Origin of the sequence: Serratia sp. CY33525, assembly GCF_052169115.1 — a bacterium.
GTDB classification, from domain to species: Bacteria; Pseudomonadota; Gammaproteobacteria; order Enterobacterales; family Enterobacteriaceae; genus Serratia; species Serratia sarumanii.
In genome coordinates this window covers 129,701-156,384 of the sequence record NZ_JBJNLK010000010.1, presented here as the reverse complement: position 1 = coordinate 156,384, position 26,684 = coordinate 129,701, and the positions used below count along the sequence as shown (strand labels likewise).

Genomic DNA, 26,684 nt, shown 5'->3' with positions numbered 1-26,684 from the left:
ACGGCGCTTACTGCTGAATTCACTGTCGGCGAAGGTAAGTTGATGACTCATGATGAACCCTGTTCCATGGCTCCAGATGACAAACATGATCTCATATCAGGGACTTGTTCGCACCTTCCTTAGAACGTCTCGAAATACAGCTCGCGCAGCAGCCAGGATATTTCGTTATTGGTGCGGTTCAGGACGTCTATTCTGTGAACCCCTATCGCTTCTGCGCGCAGGTCGAGCAGCAAGTTGCGAATCTGCCGGAATAACGGGGTTTGCGGGTTGGGTCTGGCCAACTGTTGACCACACAGTTTGATACCGGCGTCGCAGCCGGTGGCGATGTCCGTCAGGCAGCATGGACAGGTGGTTTTTTGGCGCGCCATATTGCGGCATTGTTGCCCGATTACCTGATTGAAGTGGCGTAATTGCAGGCAGACTTCCCGCGAGTTCAACGGGTTGGAATGGGTTGTCATCGGTTTCAGCTCCCTTGTCTGCGCCTATATTGGCACTTACCGATGAAGATAACCACGGACAAGCAGAGGGGGTATCGCCTTGTTTTATCTGCAAACAACCAAAGCGATGAGGCCCGCGGCGGCGGGCCGGTAACGTCAGGCGCGTTTAAACAGATTCGCCGCCTGGAACAGCGCAAAGGAGCTGACCAGCATCTCGATGCCGACGATCGCCGTCACCAGCGTGACCGACGCCGCCGGGCCTGAGCCGATCAGCATCCAGGCGATGATCAAATCGAGCACGCCGATAACGAACTGCAGCCAGTTGCCCGGCAGCCCGCGGCGCATGTAGCCCGCCGCCAGGCGCGCGATACCGCCGAGCGCGAACAGCACGGCGAGGTACACCGCCAGCGCCAGAATGCCCGCCAGCGGGCTGGCGATGAACACATAGCCGATAATCAGGTAGGCCACACCCAGCAAAATGCCGCCGATCATCGGCCAGGTATTCTGCGCCCGGTTGGCGATCATGGCGATAATCAGCCCGGCGCCGCTCAACAGCAGCAGGATGCCGACCACGATGCTCAGCGCCGCGCCGGAGGCGAAAGGATTGACCAGGCACAGTATGCCGCCCGCCAGCAGCAGGAAGGCGATGATCAGCAGGGTAGTGCGTTGCTTTTTGAGCAGTTCTTCGCTCAGGAGGGGCAGATTATTGCGGTCGAGGTTCAACATGATAGTTCTCCATTTTGCGTATTACGATCCTGAAATCTACGACTGTCGATTACTAGCATAGTCGCCATTGGGGATATAAGAGAAAATGCCGCGGCAGTAATGGGTTGAAAAATCGCCTGCTATCCATTGAATTCATCAACAATGAAATCAATTAATACTCTGACAGCGGGAGGCAGGCCTTGTCGGGTGGGGTAAATGGCGACAATTTTATGCGCCTCCACAGACCAATCGTCGAAAACGGTTTTCAGGCTTCCTGCCATCAACTCTTGCTCCGCCAGCGCCAGCGGCAAAAAACCAACGCCGACGCCGCCCACCAAGGCATCTTTTATCAGGCGAATATCGTCGCACACCAGGCATGGATCGCTGTTGATTTTGATCTCGCGCTTGGCTTGACGAAATGTCCAGGTAGCCTGGACGTGTGAAGACAGCCAGCCAAGCGTGGGCACTTTCGATAAATCCGCAGGTTTGCTTAAAGCATATTTGTCGAATGCTGATGCGCTCACCATAAATGCAGAAGGTATGGTGCAAATGGTCCGCATAACCAGATTGCTGTTTTTGGGCACGTCGGTGACAATTTTTAATGAGATATCATACCCTTCGGCAATGATATCAACATCTCTGTTGAATATCTTTACATGCAGACTGACCTCGGGGTACTGCAACATGAACTTGGTTAAAATAGCTGGCAAGCCAAGATCAATAAGCATGTTTGAACATGTTATCCTTATTTTTCCCGTGGGTTTTTCGATTTTATTAATAATGAAATTATCCGCCTCTTCAGCGACAGTGAGCATTTTTATACAGTAGCGATAATATTCCTTTCCGATATCGGTAATCATTATTTTTCGGGTTGAACGTTGAATTAACCTGACGTTAAGCCTCTTTTCAAGATTGGATATCTTTCTGGACAGCATGGATTTTGATATGCCGAATTTCTTGCTGGCGGCAAGAAAACCACCACATTCAACCACTTTGGCAAACATAAACATTTCATTGAAATCTATCATACAAATCTGACCTTCCCATTGGTGAAATACTCATTCCCAATTTTCTTACTGTTTATCCTGTCGATTCATTGCTAGTTTGAAAAGTGAAGATTTCATTGCATGGTAAATATTTGAAATGCTTCAAACCATCAGAATTTGATGATATGGCGCCGGGCGCGTTGAAATATCTCTGGTCGTTACGACGAGTTAGCCGCCGACCGGCGCTTAAATAATCGCCACAAGGTTTCAGGATGAATAAGTGAGGATATATGAGCTCTCCAGCCAACTTTAATAATCAACGCCCGGTGATTAACCCTGCCGATGCGGCAATGCTGCTTATCGACCATCAAAGCGGTTTGTTTCAAACGATCGGTGATATGCCGATGCCCGATCTGCGCCGTTATGCGACAGCGCTCGCCAAAATCGCCACTCTGGCGAAAATGCCTGTCATTACTACCGCTTCCGTGCCGCAGGGGCCAAATGGGCCATTGATTCCGGAAATCCACGAAAGTGCGCCCCATGCGCAGTATGTCGCTCGCACCGGACAGATAAACGCCTGGGATAACCCGGATTTCGTTGCGGCGGTGAAAGCCACGGGCAAAAAACAGTTGATCATCGCAGGTACGATCACCAGCGTTTGTATGGCTTTCCCGGCGATCAGCGCAATTGACGCCGGTTATCAGGTGTTTGCCGTGGTTGATGCCTCCGGCACCTATTCCAAGATGGCTCAGGAAATCACCTTGGCTCGCGTGGTGCAAGCCGGGGCGGTGCCGATGGATACCGCCGCCGTCGCGTCGGAAATTCAGCAAACCTGGAATCGCGCGGATGCGGCTGAATGGGCAGACGTGTACACCTTAATCTTCCCGAACTATCGCTTGCTGATTGAAAGCTACAACAAAGCGCAGGATGTGATTAAGAAAAACGAGATCCTGGACTCGCAGCGTTGAAACGTCCTTTGCCTGCTCGTTTTTCGCTTGGCGCCTGAGGGCGCCATTTTCGTGTTGTTTATCGCCCCCCTTTATCCCCCTTTTTTGACTGACCCGGCGCAAATGTTACACTGTGCGGCTGACGCGTATCAGAACCGAAACGACGACTGGGGACAGGATTTGAGCACAGGAAGCAAACTGGCAGGGTGGCGCCGCGTGGCGGTGTGTTTGGCATTAGGGCTGCTGTTAGCCGGGTGTTCGGGCAAAAACACCTACAACCGCGACTATGACAAACTGCCGAAGGGCAGTTATTCCGGCAAAACCTATACCGTCAAACGGGGCGATACGCTGTATTACATCGCCTGGATCACCGACAGTGAAGTCAGCGAGCTGGCCAGAATCAACAAAATTCGTCCGCCTTATAGCCTCGAGGTGGGGCAGAAACTGCGGCTGAGCGGCAGCGCGCCGGCCAAAACCGCCGCTACGCGCCGTAAAAAGTCGTCTTCCACCGCAATCGTCAAACAAACGCCGCCGCCGGGCGCTTCCCGCTGCTGGCGCTGGCCGACCAGCGGTCGGATCGTGCAGGCGTACTCCAATTCCGACGGCGGCAACAAGGGCATCGATATCGCCGGCAAGCGCGGCCAGCCGATCTACGCTTCCGCCAAGGGCAAAGTGGTGTACGTCGGCAACCAGCTGCGCGGCTACGGCAATCTGATCATGATTAAGCACGGTGAGGACTTCATTACCGCCTATGCGCACAACGACACCACGCTGGTGCGCAACGGTCAGGATGTGAAAGCGGGGCAGAAGATCGGCACCATGGGCAGCACCGGCACCGATTCGGTATTCCTGCACTTCCAGATCCGCTACCGCGCCACTGCGCTCGATCCGCAGCGTTATCTGCCGCCGCAGGGATCGTCGCCGTCCTGTTGACGTCAGTCAGGCTCCTGGCGGAGCCTGACTTTTGTTACTTCAGCGGCAGGTAAAGATCGGTCACCAGTTCATATTCCGCCACCTCGTGCACAAAGTTGTGGTAGTGGAAATAGAGCGGAAAATCGCGCGGTTCCTCGCCGCTGTTCGGCAACCACTCGCTGTAGAGATGGCGAGCGCTTTCAGACAGCCCATCCAGCGAGCCGTGATGGCGCAGCACCGCGCAGCGTCCGGCCGGCAGCGTGCTGTTCACCACGCCAAAGGCGTTGTCTTCGGGGATCGGCGCAGTGACCTCGCCGCAAATGAAGAAGCGGAAGTCCTGCGCTTCGGTGGTGGCCGGATCGTGCGGTGCGATGCCGTAAGTGCGGCTGCTTCTGACCGGCGACAGGCCGCTGGTTTTGCGCCACTCGATAAAGCGTGCGGCGGTTTCGTTGACCAGCGCGGACGGGCCGCGATGTTCGATCATCGCCACCGGCGTGGCCGGGAAGTCGACAATGTCTACCTTCATGGGTTGTTTCCTTGTGTGTTTCGGCTCGGGAAAGCGCTGCTGCCAATCGATCCAGGCCGGCCGTTTGCGAAACTGGCTTGGCGTTTGGCTGAACGCCTGTTTGAAGGCGCGACTGAAGGACTCCGGGTTTTGAAAACCGGCGTCCAGCGCGATGTCAATCACCGGCTCCAGTGGGTTATACGCCAGGCGGTACGAGGCGCGTTTGAGCCTCATCCACTGGATATAACGCCACACCGAGATGCCGCAATACGCGCTAAACTGGCGTTGAAAGTGAAAGCGCGAAAAGTGGGCCACTTCGCTCAGTTTTTCGACGGTGAGCGCCTCGTCCAGGTGGCGGTCGATATAGTCAAAGACCTGCGCAAAGCGCTTTGCATACGTCTGGGTCATGTGATTGTCTCCTCCATGCCTGAACTTTGCCCGAGCCGCCGCCGCTTCTCCTGACGGATGATGCTGAGTTGCCGCCGCAGGAAAACGGGATGGCTGCGGCGTTCGCCGCCGGCCAGGCCAAACTCATAACCCCCGCGCGGCCGTGCGCCGCGATCCCGACCGAGAAGATGAATATTACATGATGGATCGTTCCCGTTTGCTGAAATTCCTGCTGCCCTACCTGTGGCCGAAAGACAACCCGCGGCTGCGCGGGTATCTGGTGGTGGCCTTCGTGTTCATGGTGGCGGCCAAGGTCAGCACCACGCTGGTGCCGCTGGCCTACAAAGCGATGGTCGATGGGCTGAGCGGCGAGACGGCGAAAATGCTGGCGGTGCCGCTGGGGCTGATCGTCGCCTACGGCGTGGCGCGGGTGGGCGGCGCGCTGTTTGAGGAGCTGCGCAACGTGATGTTCATTCACGTCAGCCAGAACGCCACGCGCCTGCTGGGCGTGCGGGTGTTTCGCCAGCTGCATGCGCTGAGCCTGCGCTTCCATCTGGAGCGCCAGACCGGCGGGCTGTCGTTGTCCATCGAGCGCGGCACCCAGGCGGTGTCCACGGTGCTGTCGCGGCTGCTGTTCTCCATCGTGCCTATCCTGTTCGAGCTCTCGCTGGTCACGGCGATCATGTGGCACATGCTGAACGGCTGGTTCGCGCTGGCGATCCTGACGACGGTCGGCTGCTACATCCTGTTTACCGTGCTGGCGGTCAGCTGGCGCACCCGCTTTCGCCGCGAGCTCAACAAGGCCAACGCCGACGCCAACAGCAAATCCATCGACAGCCTGCTGAACTATGAGACCGTGAAGTACTTCGGCAATGAAGAGTTCGAGGCCGAGCGTTTCGACCTGTCGCGCCGGCTGTACGAATACGCCGCCATCAAGAACCAATTCAGTTTTACGGCGATCAACCTGGGGCAAACCGCCATTATTTCGATCGGGCTGATCGTGATGATGGCCATGGCGGCGCAGGGCATTACCCAGGGAACGATGACGGTCGGCGACTTCGTGCTGGTCAACGCCTATCTGCTGCAGCTGTATCAGCCGCTGAACTTCTTCGGCTTTATTTATTCCGAGGTGCGCCAGGCGCTGATCGACATGGAGAACATGTTCGATCTGCTGCAAGAAAAGCGTGAGATCGTCGATAGCCCGGATGCGCAGCCGCTGCGTCTCGATCGCGGCGAAGTGCGGTTCGACGCGGTCAGCTTCGGTTACGACACGCGGCGGCCGATCCTCAAGCAGGTGAGTTTTACCATTCCGGCGGGCCACACGGTGGCGGTGGTCGGCGCCTCCGGCGCGGGCAAGTCCACGCTGTCGCGCCTGCTGTTCCGTTTCTACGACGTGCAGGGCGGCGCTATTACCCTCGACGGCCAGGACATTCGCCAACTGACCCAGGCCAGCCTGCGGCAGGCGATCGGCATCGTGCCGCAGGATACGGTGCTGTTCAACGATACGCTGCGCTACAACATCGGCTACGGCAAAACCGGCTCCAGCGATGAAGAAATCGAGCGGGCGGCGCGGCTGGCGCATATCCATGATTTTATCGTCGGTTTGCCCGACGGTTACGACACCCGGGTGGGCGAGCGCGGGCTGAAGCTGTCGGGCGGTGAAAAGCAGCGGGTGGCGATCGCGCGCACCATTCTGAAAAATCCGGCCATCCTGGTGTTCGACGAGGCGACCAGCGCGCTGGATACCCAGACCGAGCGCGAAATCCAGGGGCACCTGCGCGAGGTAAGCCGCAACCACACCACGCTGGTGATCGCCCACCGGCTCTCCACCGTGGTGGACGCCGATGAAATCATCGTGCTGGAGGCGGGGGAGATCGTCGAGCGCGGGGGGCACGAGGCGCTGCTGGCGGCGAACGGCCGCTACGCCGCGATGTGGCAAACCCAGTACAGCGAAGAGCAGGAGCCACACTGACGGAGGCGGTCACGCCGCCGATGGCGCGGCCTTGAACCGTTGTATCACGTAGTCGCAGGCGATGCGGCAGTCCTGCTTCAGGTCCGTCTCGTCGCCGGCCAGGCTGCCGCGCAGCCAGAGCCCATCGATCATCGCCGCCAGCCCGCGCGCCGCGTCGCGCGCCTGCGGCAGCGGCAGCTCGCGGCGGAACTGGCTGCAAATATTGGAATAGAGCCGCCGATCGTTGGCGCGCTGCAGGCGGCGCAGCACCGGCTGATGCATGCTGGCGGCCCAGAAGTCGAGCCAGGCGCGCATGGACACGGCATTGGTTTGGCTGGGGTGGAAGTTGCCCTGGATAATGGCGAACAGCTGTGACTGGCTGTCGCTTGCCGCCTGCGCGCGGCACTCGGCCACCGCATCGCGCAGGTCGCGCAGGATTTTGCGCATGGTGGCGCTCAGCAGCCCCTCTTTATCGCCAAAATAGTGGCTGACGATGCCGGTCGACAGCCCGGCTTCTTTCGCCACCTGAGACAGGGTGACGCCGGCCAGCCCGACGACGTTAATGGTCTCGAAGGCGGCGTTAATCAACTGCTCCTTACGCTGTTCCGGAATGTCTCTTCGGTACATATTTTCCTCAACTGATAGGCCAATCACACTTTGGATTTGATTGATTGAACGGTCAATCAATACTCTATATGCTGCGAAAATGTCAAATAAATGGCGATAATATGTTAACTAAAAGTTGCATTGAAATCGTCTGTCTTTCGCATCATGGAAGCCTGCCAATGACAACAAAAACTCCCCCATCGCTTGACGAAGAACCTGTCAGATTGAATGTTCCGGTATTTTTCGGCTCGGCGGCGGTGATCCTGCTGCTGGGAACGCTGGTCGTTCTGTTCCCCTCCGCCAGCAAACTGTGGCTGAACGCCGCGCAAAGCTGGGTCGCCGACGTATTCGGCTGGTACTACATGTTATTGATGGTCGCCTGCATGGCATTCGTGTTCTGGCTGGCGCTGTCGCGCTTCGGCCATATTCGCCTCAGCCAGGATGACGAGCCGCCGCAGTTCAGCTATCCCTCGTGGGTGGCGATGCTGTTCTCGTCGGGCATCGGCATTGCGCTGGTGTACTACGGCGCCTATGAGCCGCTGGATCACTTCCTGTCGCCACCGGAAGGCAGCGGCGGCACCGTGCAGGCGGCACGACAGGCGATGGCGCTGACCTTTTTGCACTGGGGGCTGCACGGCTGGGCGCTGTATGCGCTGATCGCCACCGCGCTGGCCTATTTCGCCTATTGCCGCGGCCTGCCGCTGGCGCTACGCTCTGCGCTATACCCGATCTTCGGCGAGCGCACCCACGGTTGTGTCGGTCATCTGGTGGACAGCTTCGGCATTCTGGTGACGGTGATTTCGATGGTGACCAACCTGGGGATCGGCGCGCTGCTGGTGAACTCCGGGCTGTTTTATCTGTTCGACATCCCGCAAAGCACCGGCGTGCTGCTGGCGCTGATCGTGGTGATGATGGTGGTGGCCACGCTGGCGGCGGTCACCGGCGTCGAGAAGGGCATCGCCATGCTGTCGAACATCAACGTCGGCTTCCTGTGCCTGCTGCTGCTGTTCGTGTTTTTGGCCGGGCCGACGCTGAACCTGCTGAACGGCATGTTGCAGAACCTCGGCGATTATCTTACCTCGCTGATCAGCCGCAGCTTCGATATGTATCTGTACGGCAAGGCGCGCCAGTGGCAGGGCGCCTGGACACTGTTCTACTGGGCCTGGTGGGTGGCGTGGGCGCCGTTCGTCGGGCTGTTCATCGCGCGCATCTCCAAAGGGCGCACCATTCGCGAACTGATTTTCGGCGTGCTGCTGATCCCGCTGGGCTTCACGCTGGCGTGGCTGTCGATCTTCGGCAATACCGCCATCAGTCTGGTGCTGGAAGGCGGGCAGGCGATCCTGGGGCAGGTGGCGCAAAGCGATCCGCCGATGGCGGTGTTCAAGCTGTTCGAATACTTGCCCTATACCCAACTGACCGCCGGCTTTGTGGTGGTGATCAGCTTCGTGCTGTTCTTGACGCCGGTCGATTCCGGCACGCTGATGATAGCCAACCTCTCCTGCCAGGGCGGCTCCGCCCATGATGACGCGCCGGCCTGGCTACGCGTGTTCTGGGCAGCGGTCACCACGTTGGTATGCGCCGGCTTGCTGTACGCCGGCAGTTTCAGCGCGATGCAGACCGCGGTGGTGCTGTGCGGCCTGCCGTTCTCGGCGGTGATCGTGCTGTACATGATCAGCCTGCGCAAGGATCTGCGCCGTTACGCCATGAAGCCGGCGCTGCCCTGAGGCGGTTTATTCGCCCGCGCGCGGCCGGTGATGCACGTACTCGACAATCGTGCCGTCCGGCAGGCGCGCATTGAAACAGGCGCCGGTGGGCACCTCCACCGGGCCGAAGAAAATCTCGGCGCCGGCGGCCTGTAGCCGCTGGTGGTAGGGATAAATGTCATCGACCAGCAGCGTGCCGACGGTGCTGCGGAAAGGGCGCAACTGCTCTTCCGCCCCTTCCAGGATCAGAAACGGCCCCACCGCCGCCAATACCAGCCGATGTTCGGGAAAATCGAAGCGCATGTCCGCCGTTACGCCGTGCAGCTGCTCGTAAAACGCGATGGCGCGGTCGATTTCGCCTTCGCCAACGTAGACCCGAATCAGCACGCGCGGCTCACGCAGCGATGAAGAGTCGGCGGTTTTGCGCCAGAAACCGGCTTTTGTCAGTGCTGTCGTCATGTTCATCTCCTTGCTGGTTGCCTGCCGCTTATCATGCCGTTGTTTTCCCATCCGGGGTTGGATCGAGTTGGCATAAGCTAGCCGCGCCGGTAATAACCCGCTACCAGGGCGTTAAGGGGCGGTCTGTTTGTGATTCCTGTCACGGCCTGCGCTTTTATTATCATTCAGCATTGATAATGTCATTGCGTGATTATTGATTAACACAATGGAGTTAATAGTTCTCGTTATAGCCGCTATAAAGCAAACGGATTCAAATAATAAAGAGGGCGGGGTAATGCGGCTGATGAAAAGGGAAATACCGTTCATTTATAAGCAGGAGTTAAGTTTTATTTATTAACCTGTTTATAAATCAGCGCGTTTTGGCTTTTTCGATAAAAGTAAAAAGTGCCGCTTAATTTTATTTAAATCAGTAAAAACATGATGTTGATTTATTTTCATGTCATTCGCGTTCTGTGAAAAATACCTGAATTGCCTCTCCGTCGCCGTTTTCAACGGCTGTTTGACATGCCCGTAGCTTGAGATAAGTTTATATCATTAACATGTTAATGAGTTGTTATCGTGACCGATGGCCAATATCTCTCTTGGTCGAGCGCTTAACCGACTTATGCCATGGCCGCTCGCCATTTATAAGTTAACTTATGGACCAATGACGCTATGAATAATTCGCCAGGACAGCGCTCGCGATTGAGCGAAGAGAACCGATTGCTGATCATTTTGTTTTTCGTTTTCGGCTGCGTGTTCGTCGATCGTCTGACCATCTCTTTTCTGTTTCCGATGATTGCCGCCGATTTGAAGCTGAGCAACGTGCATCTTGGCACGCTGTCGGCGGTGCTGGCATTGACCTGGGCGCTATCTGGCGCGGGGCTGGGGGCGATAGCCGATCGCTTTAATATCCGCAAACCGATGCTGATCCTGTCGATCCTGGTGTTTTCGCTGTTCTCCGCGCTGTCGGGGCTGGTCAGCGGCTTTGCCATGTTATTGATCTTCCGAGCGCTGATGGGGATCGCCGAAGGGCCGGTGCTGCCGATCGCGCAATCGCTGATGGTGGAAAAATCGCAGCCGCAGCGCCGCGGCTTCAATATGGGGCTGATCCAGGGGGCGGCGCCGGGATTGTTGGGCGGTATTATCGCGCCGCCGCTGATCATCTATCTGGCGCAGAAGTGGGGCTGGAGCATGGCGTTTCACCTGACCGCCGTGCCGGGCATCATTCTGGCGTGGCTGATCTATCGTTATGTGAACGGCAAGAAGGATCCTGCTTTCAGCGCCGCGCCGGCGGCCGACAAGGCGGCGAACAAAGGCGCTTACGGCGAGCTGTTTAAAATCAAGAACGTAGCGCTGTGCATTCTGATCTCCTGCGTGTTCGTCACCTGGTTCATGATCATCATTACCTTCACCCCCAACTTTTTGGTGACCGACCGCGGCTTCAGCGAGGGCACGATGGGCGGCATCATGAGCGCCATCGGCGCCGCCTGGGTGTTTTGGGGCGTGGCGGTGCCGGCGATTTCCGATCGCCTTGGCCGCAAGCCGACGCTGATCTTCTTTTCGCTGCTGGCGGTGTGCTGCCCGCTGTTCCTCAGTTACGTCGATAACCCGTGGCTGCTGGGCGTGCTGGTGTTCCTGTCTTATACCGGCCTTGGCTGCTTCACGCTGTTTATGGCCACCATCCCGTCTGAAACGGTGTCACCGGCCCGCATCGCGACCGCGTTGGGGCTGGTGATGGGGATTGGCGAGGTGATTGGCGGCTGTCTGGCGCCGTTTATCGCCGGGCTGATCGCCGATCGCTATGGGCTGGTCAGCGTGATGTGGCTGGCGGCTACCGGCGCCGTGTGCGCCGGCGTACTGAGTTGTTTTCTCGATGAAACTGCACCTGCGGTGGTGAGCCGCAGAGCGGTGAAACCGGCGGGCGTCGCCGACGTTTGAGGCGGTTTTCATCCCATTCAATCAAGGAGAGCGAAGATGTCAGCAGAACAATCCGTACTGAATCAGAATGCTGAACCGGACTGGAAGAATTACGACGATTTTGCGCGCGGTATCGACACTAACCGGCTGCCGGGCACCCAGGATTGGCGCGGCAAAACGCTGCAGATCGCTTTTGAAAGCAGCGGGGAAATCACGTTGCGCTTCAGCGCCGATCGGCAGCGGGTGCTGTGGGCCTGGGGCGGGGAGAGCGGCGAGGACGCTTACGAAGAGGTGCAAACCTCCGCCGCGCGCTATTTCTTCAATATTCCGCTGCAGTCGCCGGGCAACGAGTGCCTGACGCTGGTACTCAATCGTGACAGCGGCCGGGCGCTGCTGGTGCGCAGCACGCTGTTGCCGGAACAGACGGTGGAAAAGGGGTCCCGTCTCAAGCAAAGCTTCCACGTCGGCCGGATTGTCGGCGCCACGCCGGGTGGCGTCGCGCCGCATCTGACCCGCGAGCTTATCGGCTATCGCACGCTGAACGTCTACAGCCCCAACCACTATTACGAACATTTTTATGTCAACACCGAGCGCTACGCCTGGCAAAACCTGCGCGGCGAACAATTCGGTCACGGCGACATGGACTACGCCACCTACTACAAGTTTGAGGACGAGATGTTCCTGTTCACCTTCCGGGAAAAGATCATCCCGGTGTGCTCGGTGTTCTTCTTCGACTTTATTTCCGGGCGCTGCACCGGCACCTTCCTCGGGCTGGACACCGCCGGCCGGGTGTTGGTGTCACCGGCCGGGGCCTTCATCAGCAAGATGAGCTATAACGCCTACCCGGAAGGCGTGCAGCCGCTTTGATTCAGGCGTTTCTGACCAGCGATCCGGCGTTGATTTCCGCAATGGTTTTCGCGCCGGTGAGCGTCATGGCGACGCGCATTTCCTTGTCGATCAGATCCAGCAAGTTAGCCACCCCGGCTTCACCGGCCGCCGCCAGCGCATAGACGAAGGCGCGCCCCAGCAGCACGCTGTCGGCGCCCAGCGCGATCATGCGCACTACGTCCAGGCCGCTGCGGATGCCGGAGTCGGCCAGCAGGGTAATGTCGCCTTTCACCGCGTCGGCGATCGCCGGCATGGCGCGCGCGGTCGACAGCACGCCGTCCAGCTGGCGGCCGCCGTGGTTGGAGACGATGATGCCGTCGGCGCCGAAGCGCACCGCGTCTTTGGCGTCTTCCGGATCGAGAATGCCTTTGATGATCATCGGGCCGTCCCAGAATTCACGGATCCACTCCAGATCTTTCCAGGAAATCGACGGATCGAAGTTGGCGCCCAGCCAGCCGATGTAGTCTTCCAGGCTGGTCGGTTTACCGCGGTAGGCCGAGACGTTGCCCAGATCGTGCGGCTTGCCGAGCAGGCCGACATCCCAGGCCCACTGCGGATGCGCAAACGCCTGCAGCACGCGGCGCAGGGCGGCATTAGGGCCGCTCATCCCCGAGTGGGCGTCGCGATAACGGGCGCCGGGCACCGGCATGTCGACGGTGAACACCAGCGTTTTCACGCCGGCGGCCTTGGCGCGCTCCAGCGCATTGCGCATAAAGCCGCGATCTTTCAGCACGTAGAGCTGGAACCACATCGGCCGATCGATCGCCGGCGCCACCTCTTCGATCGGGCAGACCGACACGGTGGACAGCGTGAACGGAATGCCTTTTTTAGCCGCGGCGCGCGCGGCCTGTACTTCGCCGCGGCGGGCGTACATGCCGGTCAGCCCCACCGGCCCCAGCGCCACCGGCATCGCCAGCTGCTCGCCGAACAGCGTGGTATGCAGGCTGAGTTCGGACATATTGCGCAGCACGCGCTGGCGCAGGGCAATATCGGCCAGATCCGCGGTATTGCGCTTCAGCGTATGCTCCGCGTAGGCCCCGCCGTCGATGTAGTGAAACAGAAACGGCGGCAGTTTGGCCTGGGCGGCGGCCCGGTAGTCGGTTGACGCGGAGATGATCATAGTGTTTACCTTCTTGTCTTGCTTGCGATAACGAGTGGTCAGTCAGAGCGTGAGGATCGCCGCCATACCGGCCGCAATCCCGCCGTACGCCAGCATCGGCAGTACGGTCTTTCTGATGATTTTGCCTTCGGCGTTGCCGATCCCGAGGATCGAACAGACCGCGATAATGTTGTTCAGGCACACCATGTTGCCCATGGCGCCGCCGACGGACTGCAAGGCCAGCGTCAGGTTGACGTCAAGGCCGCTGCTCTGGGCGATCGATTGCTGAATGCCGCCGAAGGTCAGGTTCGAAACGGTATTGGAACCGGAGAAGAACGATCCCAGCGCGCCGAGGAACGAAGAGAACAGCAGCCAGCTCTCGCCGGTCAGCGCCGCCAGCGCTTTACCGATCAGGATCACCGGCGCGTTGTCGCCGCCCTGCATCATCAGGTTGACCATCACCAGCGCGCCGAACAGGGCGATAAAGGGCCGCGCGATGCGCCCGCCGGTTTCGCTGAACATTTGCCGCACCTGGCCGCCATTCAGACGGAACAGCGGAATGCACAGCAGCACCACCAGCAGGAACGGGATCAGCGCCGGGACATACAGCGTTTTGTAGCCGGCGGCGGCGGAGGTGCCCAGCACCTGCTGCAGTTCGACGATCAGCGCCCGGCTGATGCGCAGCTCCCCGAGCCAGCCGAGGTTTTCCTGCCACAGCAGCGCGGTGTTGTTGAGCAAGGCTTTAAGGCCCAGCTGGTGGACGCGCGTCACTATCAGGATAGCAATCAGCAGCAGGGTTGGGGTCATGGCCTTGACCACCTGCATGAACGGCACCGCCTGCCCGGCGCTCTGCGGTTTGCCGCTGCGGGCGAGGCCGATGCCGCCGCGCGCCAGCAGCACCGACAGCGCCAGGCCGATGGCGCCGCCGACCAGCGCCGGGAATTCATAGTTCACCTGGGCCAGCAGCAGATAGGGCAGGGTGCAGCTCAGCACGCTGAGCAGGATAAACGGCAGGTTGCGGCGGATATCCTGCCAGGAAACGATAAAGCGCAGCGCCAGCAGAGGAATGACGAAGCCGGCGACAAAATGGATCAGCGCGGTCTGCCGGCCGATCTCCAGCAGGCTGGCGTCCGACAGGCCGAGGTTGGCAAAGCCGAACCAGGTGGGGGTGCCCACGGCGCCGAAGGAGACCGGCACCGAGTTCATCACCAGTGTCAGCAGGGCGACGCGCAGCGGGTTGAAGCCCAGCCCGACCAGAATCGGCGCAGCGATGGCGGCCGGGGTGCCGAAGCCGCTGGCGCCCTCAATCATAAAGGCGAACGCCCAGCCGATAATCATCAGCTGGGCCACGGGATTGGGGCTGATGGTTTCCAGCCAGCGGCGCACTACGTTCTCCGCGCCGCTTACCTGCATCAGTTTGTTGAGCAGGATGGCGCCGGCGATGATGGTGATCGGCGTCAGCGTCGATACCAGCGCGGTGATGATATTGGCATGCAGCAGCCGCAGCGAGGCATCGAACCACAGGAGCTGTACGGCGTAGACCACGGCGGCCGTCAGCGGCAGGGCGAGATAAGAGGGCACGCCATTCCTTTTGGTCATCATCCAAATCAGCAGGACGATGGGCGCAATACTGAAAAACAGGGGCATAAGATCCTCAGGGTTATTATTTTTATGGGCAGAGATATGTAGCTGAAAGGTTAATTACCGCAACATTTTCATTCTAATCACAACGTCGACGACGATGCCATGCGGTATTTTTTTAACATCGGCGAACGGCGCCGGCGGTGGAAAATTGGCCGGTAGAAGGGGATGAATTAACTGCTTAAAAATCATATTGATAGAAAGTATTATTGTGTGATGAATGCGCAGGCTCACATTAATTAAGCGGTAATGTTCAATAGATTATGTCCAAAAATGCCGTAATCTCCGCGGCCTTTTGCGGCCGCGGGGAAATAATCAGCGAGGAAAATTCAAAAATAGTGGCTGATATTTTGGTAGGAACCGATGATATGCTCGATCAGCAGACGGGTTTTTAACGGCAGATTGCGGGTGTAAGGATAGACGGCGTAAATGCCCAATACCTTGCCGCAGTGGCCGGCCAGGATCTCCGTCAGTTTGCCGTCCTGCAAATCTTCATACACCATGCAGCGTGGCACCATGGCGATGCCGTGGCCGCCGATCACCGCTTTGCGGATCGCCCGCGCATTGTTGGCCGACAGGTTGCCGTTAACCTGCAGCTCGTAGATGTCGTTGCGCCCCGGCCGCTTCATCAGCCAGTTGGCGGTGCCGCTCTCCTGATAGGTGTAGGTCAGGCAGTTGTGGCCGAGCAGGTCTTCGGCGCAGCGCGGTTCCGGGTGGCTTTCCAGATACCCCGGCGAGCAGACGATCACCCAGCGGGAATCGAAGATCGGCCGGGCAATCAGGCTCGAATCCGGCATGGTGCCGGTGCGGATCGCCAGATCGATGCCTTCTTCCACCAGATCGGCAAAGCGATTTTCCAGCCGCATCTCGACTTTCAGGCTGGGATGCAGAGCGCAAAATTCCGCCACGCTCTCGCTCAGCAGCAGCTCGCCCGAAATGGTCGGCACCGACATGCGAATGGTGCCGGTCAACTCTTCGCTCTTTTCGCTGACGGCGTACAGCGCCTCCTGCACTTTGGCGCCGATCTCTTTGGCCTGCTGGTAGAGCGCCTGGCCGCTTTCGGTCAGCGTCAGGCTGCGCGTGGTGCGGTACAGCAGACGGGCGCCCAGCGATTTTTCCAGCCGCCCGATGCGTTTACTGACCACCGAGCTGGTGATGCCGGCGCTCTCCGCGGCCTTGCTGAACGAGCCGCAGTCGACGATCAGGGCGAACAGAATCAGGTCGTTGGCGTATTCGTGGGTGGCGAGCATGGGCATCCTGTAGAGTGAGAGTCCTTTTGTCCCAGTGTAAATCCGGCGCGGCAGGAAGCAATCTTTTCAGCGTGTCGCACGTCGTCACCAACTGGTCGGATCTGAATTTTTCTTATTTGTTTTTTCATTTTACTGAGAATTATCCTTTTTTATTTTTCTTGGTGTAACCGGTTTTAGTCTACTTTTCTTGTTTTTAGTCTTATTTAAATTGGAATAGTCCTGTAATCGAGCGTTACTTATTCGATTAACTTTAACTTGCAGTGTAAATAATTGTATTGATCTGCTCGTTTGGGATGGCTATGCTTTTTCCCGAAGCGCTCTCATTGTTATTGGTTAAATAGTTTTGAAATGTATTGAAGGATTGCTCTGTCTGCCGACAGGGTAATGGGTAGTGTGTTTATGTTTTAATATAAATAAGGATATTGTAATGAAAAAAATCAATCTGTCAGAAGCGGAAAACATCGTCGGCGGTACTTTTGTTTGTACCAAGGAATTTGCCTGGGTGGGCAGCGGCAACAACCGCACCTGCCAGCTGGTGAAAACCTGTGCGAACAAATTCGGTGGCGTACAGAAGTCTTATTACCCGGCGCCGGTAGCAAGCTGCCCGTCTAACCCAACCACGCCAAGCTGATGCGGGTTGACCCCCTGCATTTAGATTAGCGGTGGGCAGGCGGGCAGCGTTCGCGCTGTCCCGCCTGATACCGGCGAAAAAGTCGTCTTACGTTCTCATTATTTACGGCATTAACTCTTTTTCATGTATTCACTCTGCCGGGTGAATATTAATATATGCGCAGGATGCGTCCGTTATGTATAAACGTCCCTTGCTTTTTATCGGCTACACGCTCGTTATTATTTTTGCCTCTTCTTTTTTGACCGCATTTTATTTTCAACATTACGTCATGCAACCGGCGGAGGCGGAAAGCCTGAGTTTTATCTCCCCGGAAAAAATCGAACAAAGCCCGTTGCAAGACGATAATACCATTGTCGAAGTCTTCTCTTACGCCTGCCACTATTGTGAAGTCAACGAAAGCGGCGTGGCAGAGCTGGAAAAACGTTTGCCGGCGGGCGCCAAATTGGTGCGCTTGCACCTCAGCGACGACAGTCAAGCCGGCATGGCGGCCTTTGCGCCCCTGTTCGCCACGCTGACGATCATGGGGATCGAAGCACAGCATCGCCCCGCCGCTTATCGCGCCATTATCAAAGAAAACCTCAACCTGGCGGACGACAAGCAGCTTAGCGCCTGGCTGACGGCCAACGGTATCGATGAGGCTGCCTATCGGCAGGCCAGAGAGTCAGAGCGGGTCAAGGCGCTGTTGGCGCATATGACGGCGGTGAGCCGCTATTACCAGATCAACGCGACCCCCAGTTTTATCGTCAATCGCAAATGGCTGGCGCTGCAAGATCGCGAGTTTTCCGCTTTCAGCCAGCAGTTGCTGTCGCTGTTGCAGCACGATAAACCGCTGGCCCCCTGATGCGCCTGCTCGCGGTTCGGGGGTATTTGGCCTGGCGCAACGGCCTGGACGCGATGGCCCGCTTATCGGCTGCCGGTGCCGGGATGGGCAACCGCCTGACGTGTGCCCTGCTGCGGCGCGTGGACTATCGCCTGTGGCTGGCGGTGCGCCGGCGGTTGAGGGGAAGCAGGCCGCAGCGCCGCTTTCGCCACCGGCATGCGGTAGCGCTGGCGAACCGCCAAAGCCTGTTGGGTGAAGGCAAGCTGGACTTCGCCTGGCTGATGCAGCGGCGGCAGTGGCTGGACATGGCGGCGGTCTCTGCCCGCAATGCGGCGTTGATGAGCCATTTGGCGCACTGTTCCGCACAGCTTGATCAGGTCGTGGAACCGCTGCATCGCGCGGGCGTGCCGGTGCTGCTGGCACCGATGCATACGGTCTCAGACGTGTTGGCGACGCTGGTCGGCGCGGGCGTTTATCCCGGGCGGGCCACGGTGATCGTTTCCGGCGATGTGCAGGCGTTTGCGCGGCGATCGCCGGAAGGCGAATGGCGGCAGCGGCTCGACTATTGCTCGATTCACGACGATCCGCGGCACATCGCCGGCACCTTGTCGCAGGCGATGCTGGAAGCGGCGGAACATCGGCGCAACATCATCCTCTTCCCCGATATCACGCCGGATTACACCCTGCACAGCAATCAGGATGTGGCGGCCAAACTGGCCTGCCATCTGTTCGGCCGGCCGGCGCATTTGCACAGCGGCATCGTTCGGCTGTCCCGGGCGTTGCGGGCTCAGGTGGTGTTCTATTCGCTTTATTTCGATCGCGGCATCCGCATTCACATTGAAGAACCTGTCGCCGCAGATCGGGTCGGCCGCGTCATGCCGGCGATCGTCGAGCGAACCCTCCGGCGGCATGCGGATGATTGGCTGCTATGGCATTCGCACTCTTTATTTTTTATTAACGAATAAGTCAGGGATATCACAACGTATGGAAAATACCCTTCCTACGCCGGTCTTGCAGAGCGAAATCAATGAGTGCGGGCTGGCCTGCATCGCCATGCTGGCGGAAACTCAGGGCATTCGCGCACCGTTGACGGAGCTGCGGGAGCGTTATCCCGCTTCGCAGCACGGCACTTCGCTGGCGACGCTGTGCGCCATTTTGGGAGAGCTGGCGCTACCGGCTTATCCGGTGGCGTTCGAGCACCGGGATCTGGCGGCGCTGCCGTTACCGGCCATTTTGCATTACGGCGCGGGCCACTATGTGTTATTGGCGTATCGCCAGGGGGGGTACGTGTGCGTAATGAACCCGGCGTTGGGGCAGCAGCTGCTGCCGTATGCCGCCCTGAAAGCGGAAATCAGCGGTTATGCGTTGGTGCTGGATCGCGATGATTTGCCAGCCACCGTCCCGGCCCGGCGCAGCCACCGCCGCAGCGCTTTCGCCAGCTTAAGCCTGAAGGATACCGCCGGCATCGCCGGCATCTATCGCCTGGCGGCGATGACGTTTTTTATCTCACTGACGCTGTTCATCATGCCGATGATGGTCGCCAGCGCGATCAATCAGGTGTTCGCCATGGCCGGCGAGGTCGCGTTCCCCTACGCCTATTATCTGCTGGCGTTTGTGGCGTCCACGGCGTTGGCGCTGATTGCGCGCACCCTCACCGAACGCTTCATCAAAAATTTCGTGTTGTTGCACGGCGCCGCCGGTTTTTCTCGCCTGCTGGAAAACTCACTCAATTTCTTCAGCAAGCGCGCCCCCGGCGAGATCTTCAGCCGTTTCACCAGCTGGCAGATGGCCGCCGGCCAGAAAATCGAACTGGACAACGGCCTGCGCACCGACTGGATCATCGGCGCCATCGCGCTGGCGGTGATGTGCTACCTGAGCCCGATGCTGGCGCTGGTGCCGGTTGTCGGCGTGCTGCTGATGGGGGCGGTCAGCGTATGGGCCATCTACCGCGACCGGCATTACACCCAGCAGCTGCAGGTGCGAGGCGCGGTGCAAAATGACTTCATCCTGGAAACCATCCAGGGGTTTTCGACCATCAAGTCAGCCGGCCTGGCTGGCCAGCGGCAGGAAGGGTTCGCCGAACATGCCCGCTCGCTGTTCAATTGCCTGCAGCAGCAAAAGATCTATGAACAGATAAAAGGCAGCATTTACCAGCTGATCGGCAGTCTGGAGATGGTGTTGTTCATGCTGCTGGCGTTGCCGCTGCTCAAGGAGGGCGAGCTCAGTCTGGGGGCATTCTTCGCCTACAGCTTTCTGCGCGAAATCTTTACTTCGTACAGCAGCAAGATCTTTTTTGCCGTTTTGCAGAAAAACCAGCTGCACGTCATCGATGAACGCGCGCGGGATCTGTTTCCTGCGGTATCCGCTCGGGCCCAGTCTGCGGACGAAAGCGTGAGCCATTTTGACGCGCGGTTGGCGTATCGGGGGCTGGCCTTCGCTTACGACGCTGGTCAACCGGTGTTGCGCGATTTGTCGCTGACGCTGGAGCGTGGTGAGTGCATCGCCATTTGCGGCGGTTCCGGCGCGGGCAAGAGCACGTTGCTGAAGGTGCTCGCCTGCCTGCTGACGCCGCAGCAGGGGGAGCTGACGCTGGATGGGCGCGTACTGGCAAGTGCCGCCGCGCAGCGGCTGTTCTTCCTGCAAAGCCAGGAGGACATTCTGTTCAACGCCTCGGTGTTGCAGAACATCACGCTGTTCGCGCCGTCGGCGCCGGGCCAGCAACGGCAGGTGGAACAGGCGTTGCGCAGTTTGGGGCTGGCGGACGCGGTGGCGCAGCTGCCGGGGGGCGTGAACGCCCTGGTGCGGGAGAGCCATGCCGGGCTGTCGCTGGGGCAGCGGCAGCGTCTGTTGCTGGCGCGCGCCATGTACAGCCGTTGCCCGGTGTTGGTGCTGGACGAACCGACGGCGAATCTGGATGAAAAGACTGCGGCGGCGGTGATGTCGGCTCTGGTGGCGCATTGCCGTGAAAACCGTAAAACCCTGGTGACGGTCACCCATAATCCGCGGCTGTTGCCGCTATTCGATCGGGTCTTGCGCATGTCGCAGGGGCGGCTGGTGCCTGAATCCACCGACGACGCCAGGATGAATGATTGTGCAGAGGTGGAGTGAGGTGCCCGGAAAGAGACGCTGGCGGCGAGTGGCGTTGGCGATGGTCGTTTTGGCAGCGTTGCTTGGCGGGCTGTCGTTGCAGAATCGGCCCCCTGACACGCAACCACCGCAAACGGCGCGCGTCGAGCGCGGGGACATCGAAAAAAGCGTGTTGGCGACCGGGATTCTGAAACCGCTTCGGCAGGTGAACGTGGGCGCGCAGGTCAACGGGCAGTTGAAAAAACTGTATGTCAAACAGGGTGACAGGGTGATCCAGGGGCAGCTGTTGGCCGAGATCGATCCGACGCTGCAGCTTAACGAACTGCGCAAGTCACAGGCTGAATTACGCAGCGCGCAGGCGCAGAAACTGGCGAGCCAGGCACGGCTGAAGCAGTACCAGCTGGAGCTGAAGCGGCAAAGAGCGCTGGCGCGAGACCGCGCCGGCGTGGCCAGCGATTTGGAAAAAGCGCAGGCGCAGCACGACGCGCAACTGGCGCAGTTGAAAGTGAACGAGTCGCAGATCGTCCAGGCCGAAGTGGCGCAGGAAACCGCCAGGGCCAATCTGGCTTTTACCCGTATTACCGCCCCTATCGACGGCGAGGTGCTGGGCATTGTCACCCAGGAAGGGCAAACCATCGTCTCGTCGCAAAGCGCGCCGACCATTTTGGTGATGGCAGACGTGGATACGATGATGGTGCATACCCGCATATCGGAAAATGACATCTTGCAGGTGAAGACGGGGCAGCCGCTGTGGTTTTACGTCGCCGCCGATCCCAGCCGCCGCTATGAGGGAGCGATGGGCGCGATACAGCAGGCGCCGGCGGAGGCGCTGGAAACCGACCCGCTGGGCAGGAATTCAAGCCAGCAAACGGCGGCGGTGTATTACAACGGCGTGTTTGCCGTCGCCAACGGCGAGCGTCGATTGCGCACCTCGATGACGGCGCAGGTATTCATCATGACCGAACGCGCACAGGGGGTGGTGCGGGTACCGATGGCTGCGCTGGGCGCGGCATTGGAGGAAGGAAGCTATCAGGTCAAGGTGTTGGAAGGCGGACAAACGGTGGTGCGCCGCGTGCGTATCGGCACCCGCGATCGCCGCTATGCCGAAGTGTTGGAAGGGCTGAACGCAGGAGAGCAAGTGCTGCTGGAGCAACAGCCTGATGTGGAGGAGGGCGCTGATGTCAGTTAACACCGCTCCCATCATTGCGTTGGATAACGTCTCGCGCGAGTTTCAGGCGGGGGAGCAGAAAATTGCGGTCCTCAAGCGCATTTCCCTGAGCATTCAACGGGGGGAAATGGTCGCTATCGTCGGCGCCTCCGGTTCCGGGAAATCGACGTTGATGAACATCATCGGCTGTCTGGACAAACCTTCTCAGGGCGACGTGCACATCAACGGGGTGGCTATTGGGCAAGCCGACGCCGATCGCCTGGCGCAGCTTCGCAGCCGGCATATCGGCTTTATCTTCCAGCGCTATCACCTGATGCCCTATCTGACCGCCGGTGAGAATGTGGCGATCCCGGCGTTGTATACCGCCATGTCGGCCGCCGAACGCCGCCTGCGGGCAGCGCATTTGCTGGCCCGGCTCGGGTTGGCGCAGCGCGGCGGTCATCGCCCGGCGCAGCTTTCCGGTGGGCAACAGCAGCGGGTCAGTATTGCTCGCGCCCTGATGAACGGCGCGGAAATTATTTTGGCCGACGAACCGACAGGTGCGCTGGATAGCGCCAGCGGTCAGGCGTTGATGACCATTTTGCACGAGCTGAACGCTATCGGGCATACCGTCGTCATCGTGACACACGATCGGCGGATCGCCGAACAGGCGCGGCGGATCATTGAGATCGGCGACGGCGAGATCGTGGCGGATCGTCGCCATGAAGCCTCCCGACATCTTTCTACGTTCGAACGACCGCTGGCGGCGCCGCTGAAACGCATGGCGCCGGGCGCGGCGTTGAAAGAGGCCGTCGGCATGGCCTGGCGGGCATTGCTGGGGCACCGGGTCCGGGCATTGCTATCGATGCTCGGCATCATTATCGGCATTGCGGCGGTGGTCTCCGCCATCGCCATCGGAGAAGGCACGCGGCGTAATATTCTCAAGGAAATCAGCCAGCTTGGCACCAGCACGCTGGAGATTCGCCCTGGCCTCGGGTGGGAGAAACCGCGGCCCGACCTTGCGCGCTCGCTGAGCGAGCGGGATGCCGCATTATTGGCGGCGCTGCCTTACGTCGACAGCGTTTCGCCGGTGATCGGCACCCAACTGCTGGCCGTTCGCGAAGGCAAACAGGTGCCGCTTGCCGTGATGGGCGTCGGCGAAGGGTATTTCCGCACGCAGGGCATTCGCCTGCTTTCCGGCGGCTTGTTTACCGCGCAGGATCTGAGTGAGCGCGCACCGGTAGCGGTGATTGATCCCTTGCTGAAACAGGCGCTGTTTGCTTCCCGGCAAGACCCTATAGGCGCGGTAGTGCTGATCGCGGGCGTGCCTTATCGGGTGATCGGCGTCGCGCAGCGCCGCGGCGCTCAATACGCCGGCTCTCAACCGCTTGCCTGGCTGCCCTATACCTCCCTGACCGGCCGCATCGCCGGCGATATGCCGCTGGAATCCATTGTGATGCGAGTGAATGAAAAACTGACGCTGGAAGAGGCAGGACGGGATGCGACCCGGCGTTTGATCGTAGAACACGGGCGGCGTGATTTCTTCACGTTGACCGACGATCAGCTGACGCAATCCATTCAGCGCGCCTCAGGCTCCATGCAACTGCTGATTACCGCGATTGCCGCCATCTCGCTGCTGGTGGGCGGTGTGGGGGTGATGAACATCATGCTGGTCTCGGTGACGGAACGGACCCATGAAATCGGTATTCGATTGGCGGTGGGCGCCGCCGAGAAGGACATTATGCGGCAGTTTTTGATTGAGGCGGTGGTGATCTGCAGCCTGGGAGGCGTGTTGGGGATCGCCTGCGCCGCGCTGGTCAAAGGGGTTCTGAGCGGATTGGCGCCGCAGGTGACGATGATCTTTACCTGGCCGCCGTTGCTCCTGGCCTGCGGATTTTCGGCGTTGATCGGTGTCGGGTTCGGGTTCTTTCCGGCTCGCACCGCCGCGCGCCTGCAGCCGGTGGAGGCGCTGGCGCGAGAATGAGCCGACTTTGGGTTTACGGGCTGGTGATGCTGTCGCTGAGCGCCTGCGGAGGGCGGCCGATCGACGCCACGGCGCCGCCGTCGCTGCCGCCGCAGTGGCGCGTGGTCGATGAGCGTTCCGGTTCACTGCGGGCGGGCGTCGCCTGGTGGGAAAACTTCAATGATCCGCAACTCTCCTCGCTGATCGATGGCGTGCTGATCGCGAATCAGGATTTGGCGCTGGCCGGATTGCAGTGGCGCGAGGCCATGTTGGAGGCCGGATTAACGGAGGGCAACTTGACGCCGGATTTCACCGCCAGCCTAAGCGGCCGCAATACCCGAGCGTTGCGGGGCGCGTCTACGGCGCAGGAAAGCTACCGTGCAGGGCTTTCTCTGAGCTATGAACTGGATTTATGGGGCAAGCTGGCGCGCATTCGCGAACAGACCGAATGGCTGGCCGTCGCCTCGGAGTTGGACCGGCGCAATACCGCGTTGACCTTGATCGGTGCTACCGCGCGCGGGTACTGGCAGATTGCCGACTTGAATCAGCAAGTCCTCCATCAGCAACAGGCGCTGGCGATCGCGCGTGAAACTTTGCGGCTGGTGGCGGCACGTCACACCGCCGGCGACGTTGGCCGATTCGAGCTGTTGCAGGCGGAGCAAAGCTTGTTGGCGCGAGAGAATCAGCTGCATGAGCTGGGGCGGCAGCGGGAAGATGCGCGTAACTCGTTGGCACTGTTGTTCGGGCGATCGCCGCTGCTGCGCTATAGCGAACGGCGTTCGTTGCCGCTTGACGAGGTGGCTGTCGCGCAGCGTCAGCCGGCGTGGGTGATTGCGCGCCGGCCGGATGTTCAGGCAGCAGAACGCCGTCTGAGAGCGGCGCTGGCCGGTGCCGAGGCGGCAAGATTGAGTTTTTATCCGGCGCTGAGCCTGGAGGCCGGGTTGGATGCCGGCAGCGGACTTTTCCGCCAGTGGTTCAGTGAACCTTCGCGCTCGCTGGGCGCCACGTTGACGCTGCCGTTTATCGAATGGCGCAAGATGCGCTTGTCCAGCGACAAAGCGGCGTTGCAGGCGCAGCGGGCGGAGATTCAATTTCGCGATGCGGTCTACCGTGCGCTGGCCGATGTGGACAACGCCATGCGACAACGCCTGGAAGCACAGCGGCAAATCGGCAATCAGCGGTGGCATCTGGCGATGAGCCGACAAGCCGTGGCGTTGGCGCGACATCAATATCAGGCTGGTTCCGTTGCGCTGCAAACGCTGCTGGATGCGCAAGAGGCGGTGTTGGCCAGCGAGAATTCGCTGTCGGCACTGCAATTCCGCTATCTGAACGCCACGATGCAACTCTGGCTGGCGCTGGGCGGCAACGAGGCTTTCGCATCCGGGCAAGGAGAATAAGCATGGAGAAAACAAGACGCGTAGTGGTTACCGGTTACGGTGCCGTCACTGCGCTGGGGGGCAATGCCCAGCAAAGCTGGCAGGCTATCATGGCCAGCCGTCTGGCCTATCGTTATCACGATAAATCGGCGGCGGGGATCCACGCGCGCTTTTTTGCTTTGCTGGAGGCCGAACCGCCGCTGGAGGGCGTTGCCGCGCGGGTAAGCCGCCGCTTGCCCAGATTCGCCAGACTGGCGCTTGCCGCCGCCGCGGAGGCGATCGAAATGGCGTTTTCATCCAGTTTTGTGGGGCCCGCGCACTTTTATTCGTCGTTGGAGTGCGGAGCGATTATCGGCAGCGGCTGGGGCGGCCAGGATGAGATCATGCAAAACAATGCGGACTATCTGCAATCCGGGCTGGGGCAGCTGTTTGGCTGTTTTCACGCGATGCCGAATATCGCGACCGCCATATGCGGCCAGCATTGGTTGCTACGGGGCTATCAAGGCTCGCCGGCGGCGGCCTGTGCGACCGGCGGCATCGCGATTGGCGATGCGTTTGAGGTGATACGCTGCGGCCGCGCTTCAATGATGCTGGCCGGCGCCTCGGAGTCGCTGCGCGGCAACGGCGCGATCTGGAATATGGATGCGTTGCGTTTGTTGAGCCGGGAGCAAAAGGATATCACCAAAGCCAGTTGCCCGTTTAGCCGGGAACGCAATGGTTTCGTCCTGGCGGAAGGGGCCGCCGTATTATGCCTTGAGGAACGGGAAGCGGCTTTAGCGCGCGGTGCGACGATTTTGGGCGAAATCAAAGGATACGGCAACTTTTCAGACGCTTTTGATCTTACCGCGCCGTCGAAGGATCCTCAGGCCAAGGTGAAAACCCTACGACGGGCCTTGGAGCAGGCGGGGCTCGGCAGCCATGAAATCGACTATATCAATGCGCATGGCACGTCTACGTTGCAAAACGACGTGAACGAAACCGAGGCGATCAAGGCTGCGCTGGGGCGCGATGCCTATCGCACACCGATTTCCAGCACGAAATCTTATACCGGGCACCTGCTTGGCGCATCCGGCAGCTTTGAGGCGATCGTCTGCCTGCAAGCGTTACAGCAGCAAATGATGCCGGCGACCTGCCATTTGCACGAAGCCGATCCCGCATGCGATCTCGATTATATTCGCGAAGGACATCGGCATGGTCGTCTGCGTAATGTCATGAGCCTCAGTTTCGGTTTCGGCGGCGCCAATGCGGCGCTGGTATTTGGCAATCACTATGAATAACGGTAGAA

Annotated in this window: 23 protein-coding genes; 14 read left to right on the top strand and 9 right to left on the bottom strand. The window is 59.4% G+C overall.

Annotation, left to right across the window (positions count from 1 at the left end; all coding sequences use genetic code 11):
* Positions 1–119: 119 nt before the first annotated feature.
* The 3 genes from ACJ8IM_RS21430 to ACJ8IM_RS21420 form a co-directional block, all read right to left on the bottom strand.
* Positions 120–458, bottom strand: coding sequence for a hypothetical protein (locus ACJ8IM_RS21430; RefSeq protein ID WP_033654075.1), 339 nt, complete (start codon positions 456–458; stop codon positions 120–122).
* 135 nt (positions 459–593) lie between these two features.
* Positions 594–1,163, bottom strand: coding sequence for an HdeD family acid-resistance protein (locus tag ACJ8IM_RS21425; RefSeq protein WP_033654076.1), 570 nt, complete (start codon positions 1,161–1,163; stop codon positions 594–596).
* A 119-nt stretch (positions 1,164–1,282) separates the two neighbouring features.
* A complete protein-coding gene (locus tag ACJ8IM_RS21420) occupies positions 1,283–2,170 on the bottom strand; it encodes a LysR substrate-binding domain-containing protein (protein WP_101455650.1) in 888 nt (295 codons plus the stop codon).
* Positions 2,171–2,418: 248 nt separating this feature from the next.
* Between ACJ8IM_RS21420 and ACJ8IM_RS21415 the strand changes: the two genes are divergently transcribed.
* On the top strand, positions 2,419–3,096 hold the full coding sequence (locus tag ACJ8IM_RS21415; protein ID WP_033635814.1) for a hydrolase: 678 nt from the start codon (positions 2,419–2,421) through the stop codon (positions 3,094–3,096).
* 159 nt (positions 3,097–3,255) lie between these two features.
* Positions 3,256–4,008 (top strand): amidase activator ActS, encoded by a 753-nt coding sequence (gene actS, locus ACJ8IM_RS21410; RefSeq protein WP_041036544.1) that lies wholly within the window; start codon positions 3,256–3,258, stop codon positions 4,006–4,008.
* 34 nt (positions 4,009–4,042) lie between these two features.
* Here the strand turns inward: actS and ACJ8IM_RS21405 are convergent, their stop codons facing one another.
* Positions 4,043–4,900 (bottom strand): AraC family transcriptional regulator, encoded by an 858-nt coding sequence (locus ACJ8IM_RS21405; RefSeq protein WP_060424033.1) that lies wholly within the window; start codon positions 4,898–4,900, stop codon positions 4,043–4,045.
* Between the two features lie 181 nt (positions 4,901–5,081).
* Between ACJ8IM_RS21405 and ACJ8IM_RS21400 the strand changes: the two genes are divergently transcribed.
* Entirely contained in the window at positions 5,082–6,851 is a 1,770-nt protein-coding gene (locus ACJ8IM_RS21400; RefSeq protein WP_033654131.1) for an ABCB family ABC transporter ATP-binding protein/permease, read from the top strand.
* A 9-nt stretch (positions 6,852–6,860) separates the two neighbouring features.
* Here the strand turns inward: ACJ8IM_RS21400 and betI are convergent, their stop codons facing one another.
* Positions 6,861–7,457, bottom strand: a complete 597-nt coding sequence (gene betI / locus ACJ8IM_RS21395) for a transcriptional regulator BetI (protein ID WP_033654078.1) — start codon at positions 7,455–7,457, stop codon at positions 6,861–6,863.
* A 158-nt stretch (positions 7,458–7,615) separates the two neighbouring features.
* On the opposite strand from betI, the gene ACJ8IM_RS21390 reads away from it, so the two are divergent.
* Positions 7,616–9,160 carry a BCCT family transporter gene (locus ACJ8IM_RS21390; protein ID WP_074027053.1) on the top strand — a complete coding sequence of 515 codons (1,545 nt, stop codon included), beginning with the start codon at positions 7,616–7,618 and terminating at the stop codon, positions 9,158–9,160.
* Positions 9,161–9,166: 6 nt separating this feature from the next.
* On the opposite strand, the gene ACJ8IM_RS21385 is transcribed toward ACJ8IM_RS21390, so the two are convergent.
* Positions 9,167–9,598 (bottom strand): VOC family protein, encoded by a 432-nt coding sequence (locus tag ACJ8IM_RS21385; protein WP_060422137.1) that lies wholly within the window; start codon positions 9,596–9,598, stop codon positions 9,167–9,169.
* Positions 9,599–10,300: 702 nt separating this feature from the next.
* Here ACJ8IM_RS21385 and ACJ8IM_RS21380 point away from each other — a divergent pair.
* Together ACJ8IM_RS21380 and ACJ8IM_RS21375 are read left to right on the top strand one after the other, a co-directional pair.
* Entirely contained in the window at positions 10,301–11,518 is a 1,218-nt protein-coding gene (locus ACJ8IM_RS21380; RefSeq protein ID WP_077791400.1) for an MFS transporter, read from the top strand.
* A 36-nt stretch (positions 11,519–11,554) separates the two neighbouring features.
* Positions 11,555–12,364: a MoaF C-terminal domain-containing protein gene (locus ACJ8IM_RS21375; RefSeq protein WP_033654082.1), complete on the top strand. Its 810-nt coding sequence runs from the start codon at positions 11,555–11,557 to the stop codon at positions 12,362–12,364.
* A 1-nt stretch (position 12,365) separates the two neighbouring features.
* Here ACJ8IM_RS21375 and lldD read toward each other — a convergent pair whose 3' ends face one another.
* From lldD to ACJ8IM_RS21360, 3 genes are all read right to left on the bottom strand, one after another.
* Entirely contained in the window at positions 12,366–13,505 is a 1,140-nt protein-coding gene (lldD, locus tag ACJ8IM_RS21370; RefSeq protein WP_033654083.1) for an FMN-dependent L-lactate dehydrogenase LldD, read from the bottom strand.
* Positions 13,506–13,547: 42 nt separating this feature from the next.
* Complete coding sequence (locus ACJ8IM_RS21365) at positions 13,548–15,131, bottom strand: L-lactate permease (protein ID WP_033654084.1); 1,584 nt, start codon at positions 15,129–15,131, stop codon at positions 13,548–13,550.
* Between the two features lie 323 nt (positions 15,132–15,454).
* Positions 15,455–16,375: a LysR family transcriptional regulator gene (locus tag ACJ8IM_RS21360; protein ID WP_033654085.1), complete on the bottom strand. Its 921-nt coding sequence runs from the start codon at positions 16,373–16,375 to the stop codon at positions 15,455–15,457.
* Positions 16,376–16,802: 427 nt separating this feature from the next.
* Between ACJ8IM_RS21360 and ACJ8IM_RS21355 the strand changes: the two genes are divergently transcribed.
* The 8 genes from ACJ8IM_RS21355 (at position 16,803) to ACJ8IM_RS21320 (ending at position 26,676) form a co-directional block, all read left to right on the top strand.
* Positions 16,803–17,006: a DUF4762 family protein gene (locus tag ACJ8IM_RS21355; protein ID WP_033635804.1), complete on the top strand. Its 204-nt coding sequence runs from the start codon at positions 16,803–16,805 to the stop codon at positions 17,004–17,006.
* Between the two features lie 175 nt (positions 17,007–17,181).
* Positions 17,182–17,847: a DsbA family protein gene (locus tag ACJ8IM_RS21350; protein ID WP_101455649.1), complete on the top strand. Its 666-nt coding sequence runs from the start codon at positions 17,182–17,184 to the stop codon at positions 17,845–17,847.
* Positions 17,847–18,791, top strand: a complete 945-nt coding sequence (locus ACJ8IM_RS21345; RefSeq protein WP_101455648.1) for an ABC transporter — start codon at positions 17,847–17,849, stop codon at positions 18,789–18,791. Before ACJ8IM_RS21350 ends, ACJ8IM_RS21345 begins: the two co-directional genes overlap by 1 nt.
* 19 nt (positions 18,792–18,810) lie before the next feature.
* Positions 18,811–20,934, top strand: coding sequence for a peptidase domain-containing ABC transporter (locus ACJ8IM_RS21340; RefSeq protein ID WP_094860050.1), 2,124 nt, complete (start codon positions 18,811–18,813; stop codon positions 20,932–20,934).
* Positions 20,935–20,974: 40 nt separating this feature from the next.
* Positions 20,975–22,102, top strand: coding sequence for an efflux RND transporter periplasmic adaptor subunit (locus ACJ8IM_RS21335; RefSeq protein WP_373275243.1), 1,128 nt, complete (start codon positions 20,975–20,977; stop codon positions 22,100–22,102).
* Positions 22,092–24,044: an ABC transporter permease gene (locus ACJ8IM_RS21330; protein ID WP_101455646.1), complete on the top strand. Its 1,953-nt coding sequence runs from the start codon at positions 22,092–22,094 to the stop codon at positions 24,042–24,044. Before ACJ8IM_RS21335 ends, ACJ8IM_RS21330 begins: the two co-directional genes overlap by 11 nt.
* Positions 24,041–25,420, top strand: coding sequence for an efflux transporter outer membrane subunit (locus ACJ8IM_RS21325; RefSeq protein WP_308317463.1), 1,380 nt, complete (start codon positions 24,041–24,043; stop codon positions 25,418–25,420). The genes ACJ8IM_RS21330 and ACJ8IM_RS21325 overlap by 4 nt, the downstream gene beginning before the upstream one ends.
* Before the next feature lie 2 nt (positions 25,421–25,422).
* Complete coding sequence (locus ACJ8IM_RS21320) at positions 25,423–26,676, top strand: beta-ketoacyl-[acyl-carrier-protein] synthase family protein (RefSeq protein WP_060452460.1); 1,254 nt, start codon at positions 25,423–25,425, stop codon at positions 26,674–26,676.
* Positions 26,677–26,684: the final 8 nt, after the last annotated feature.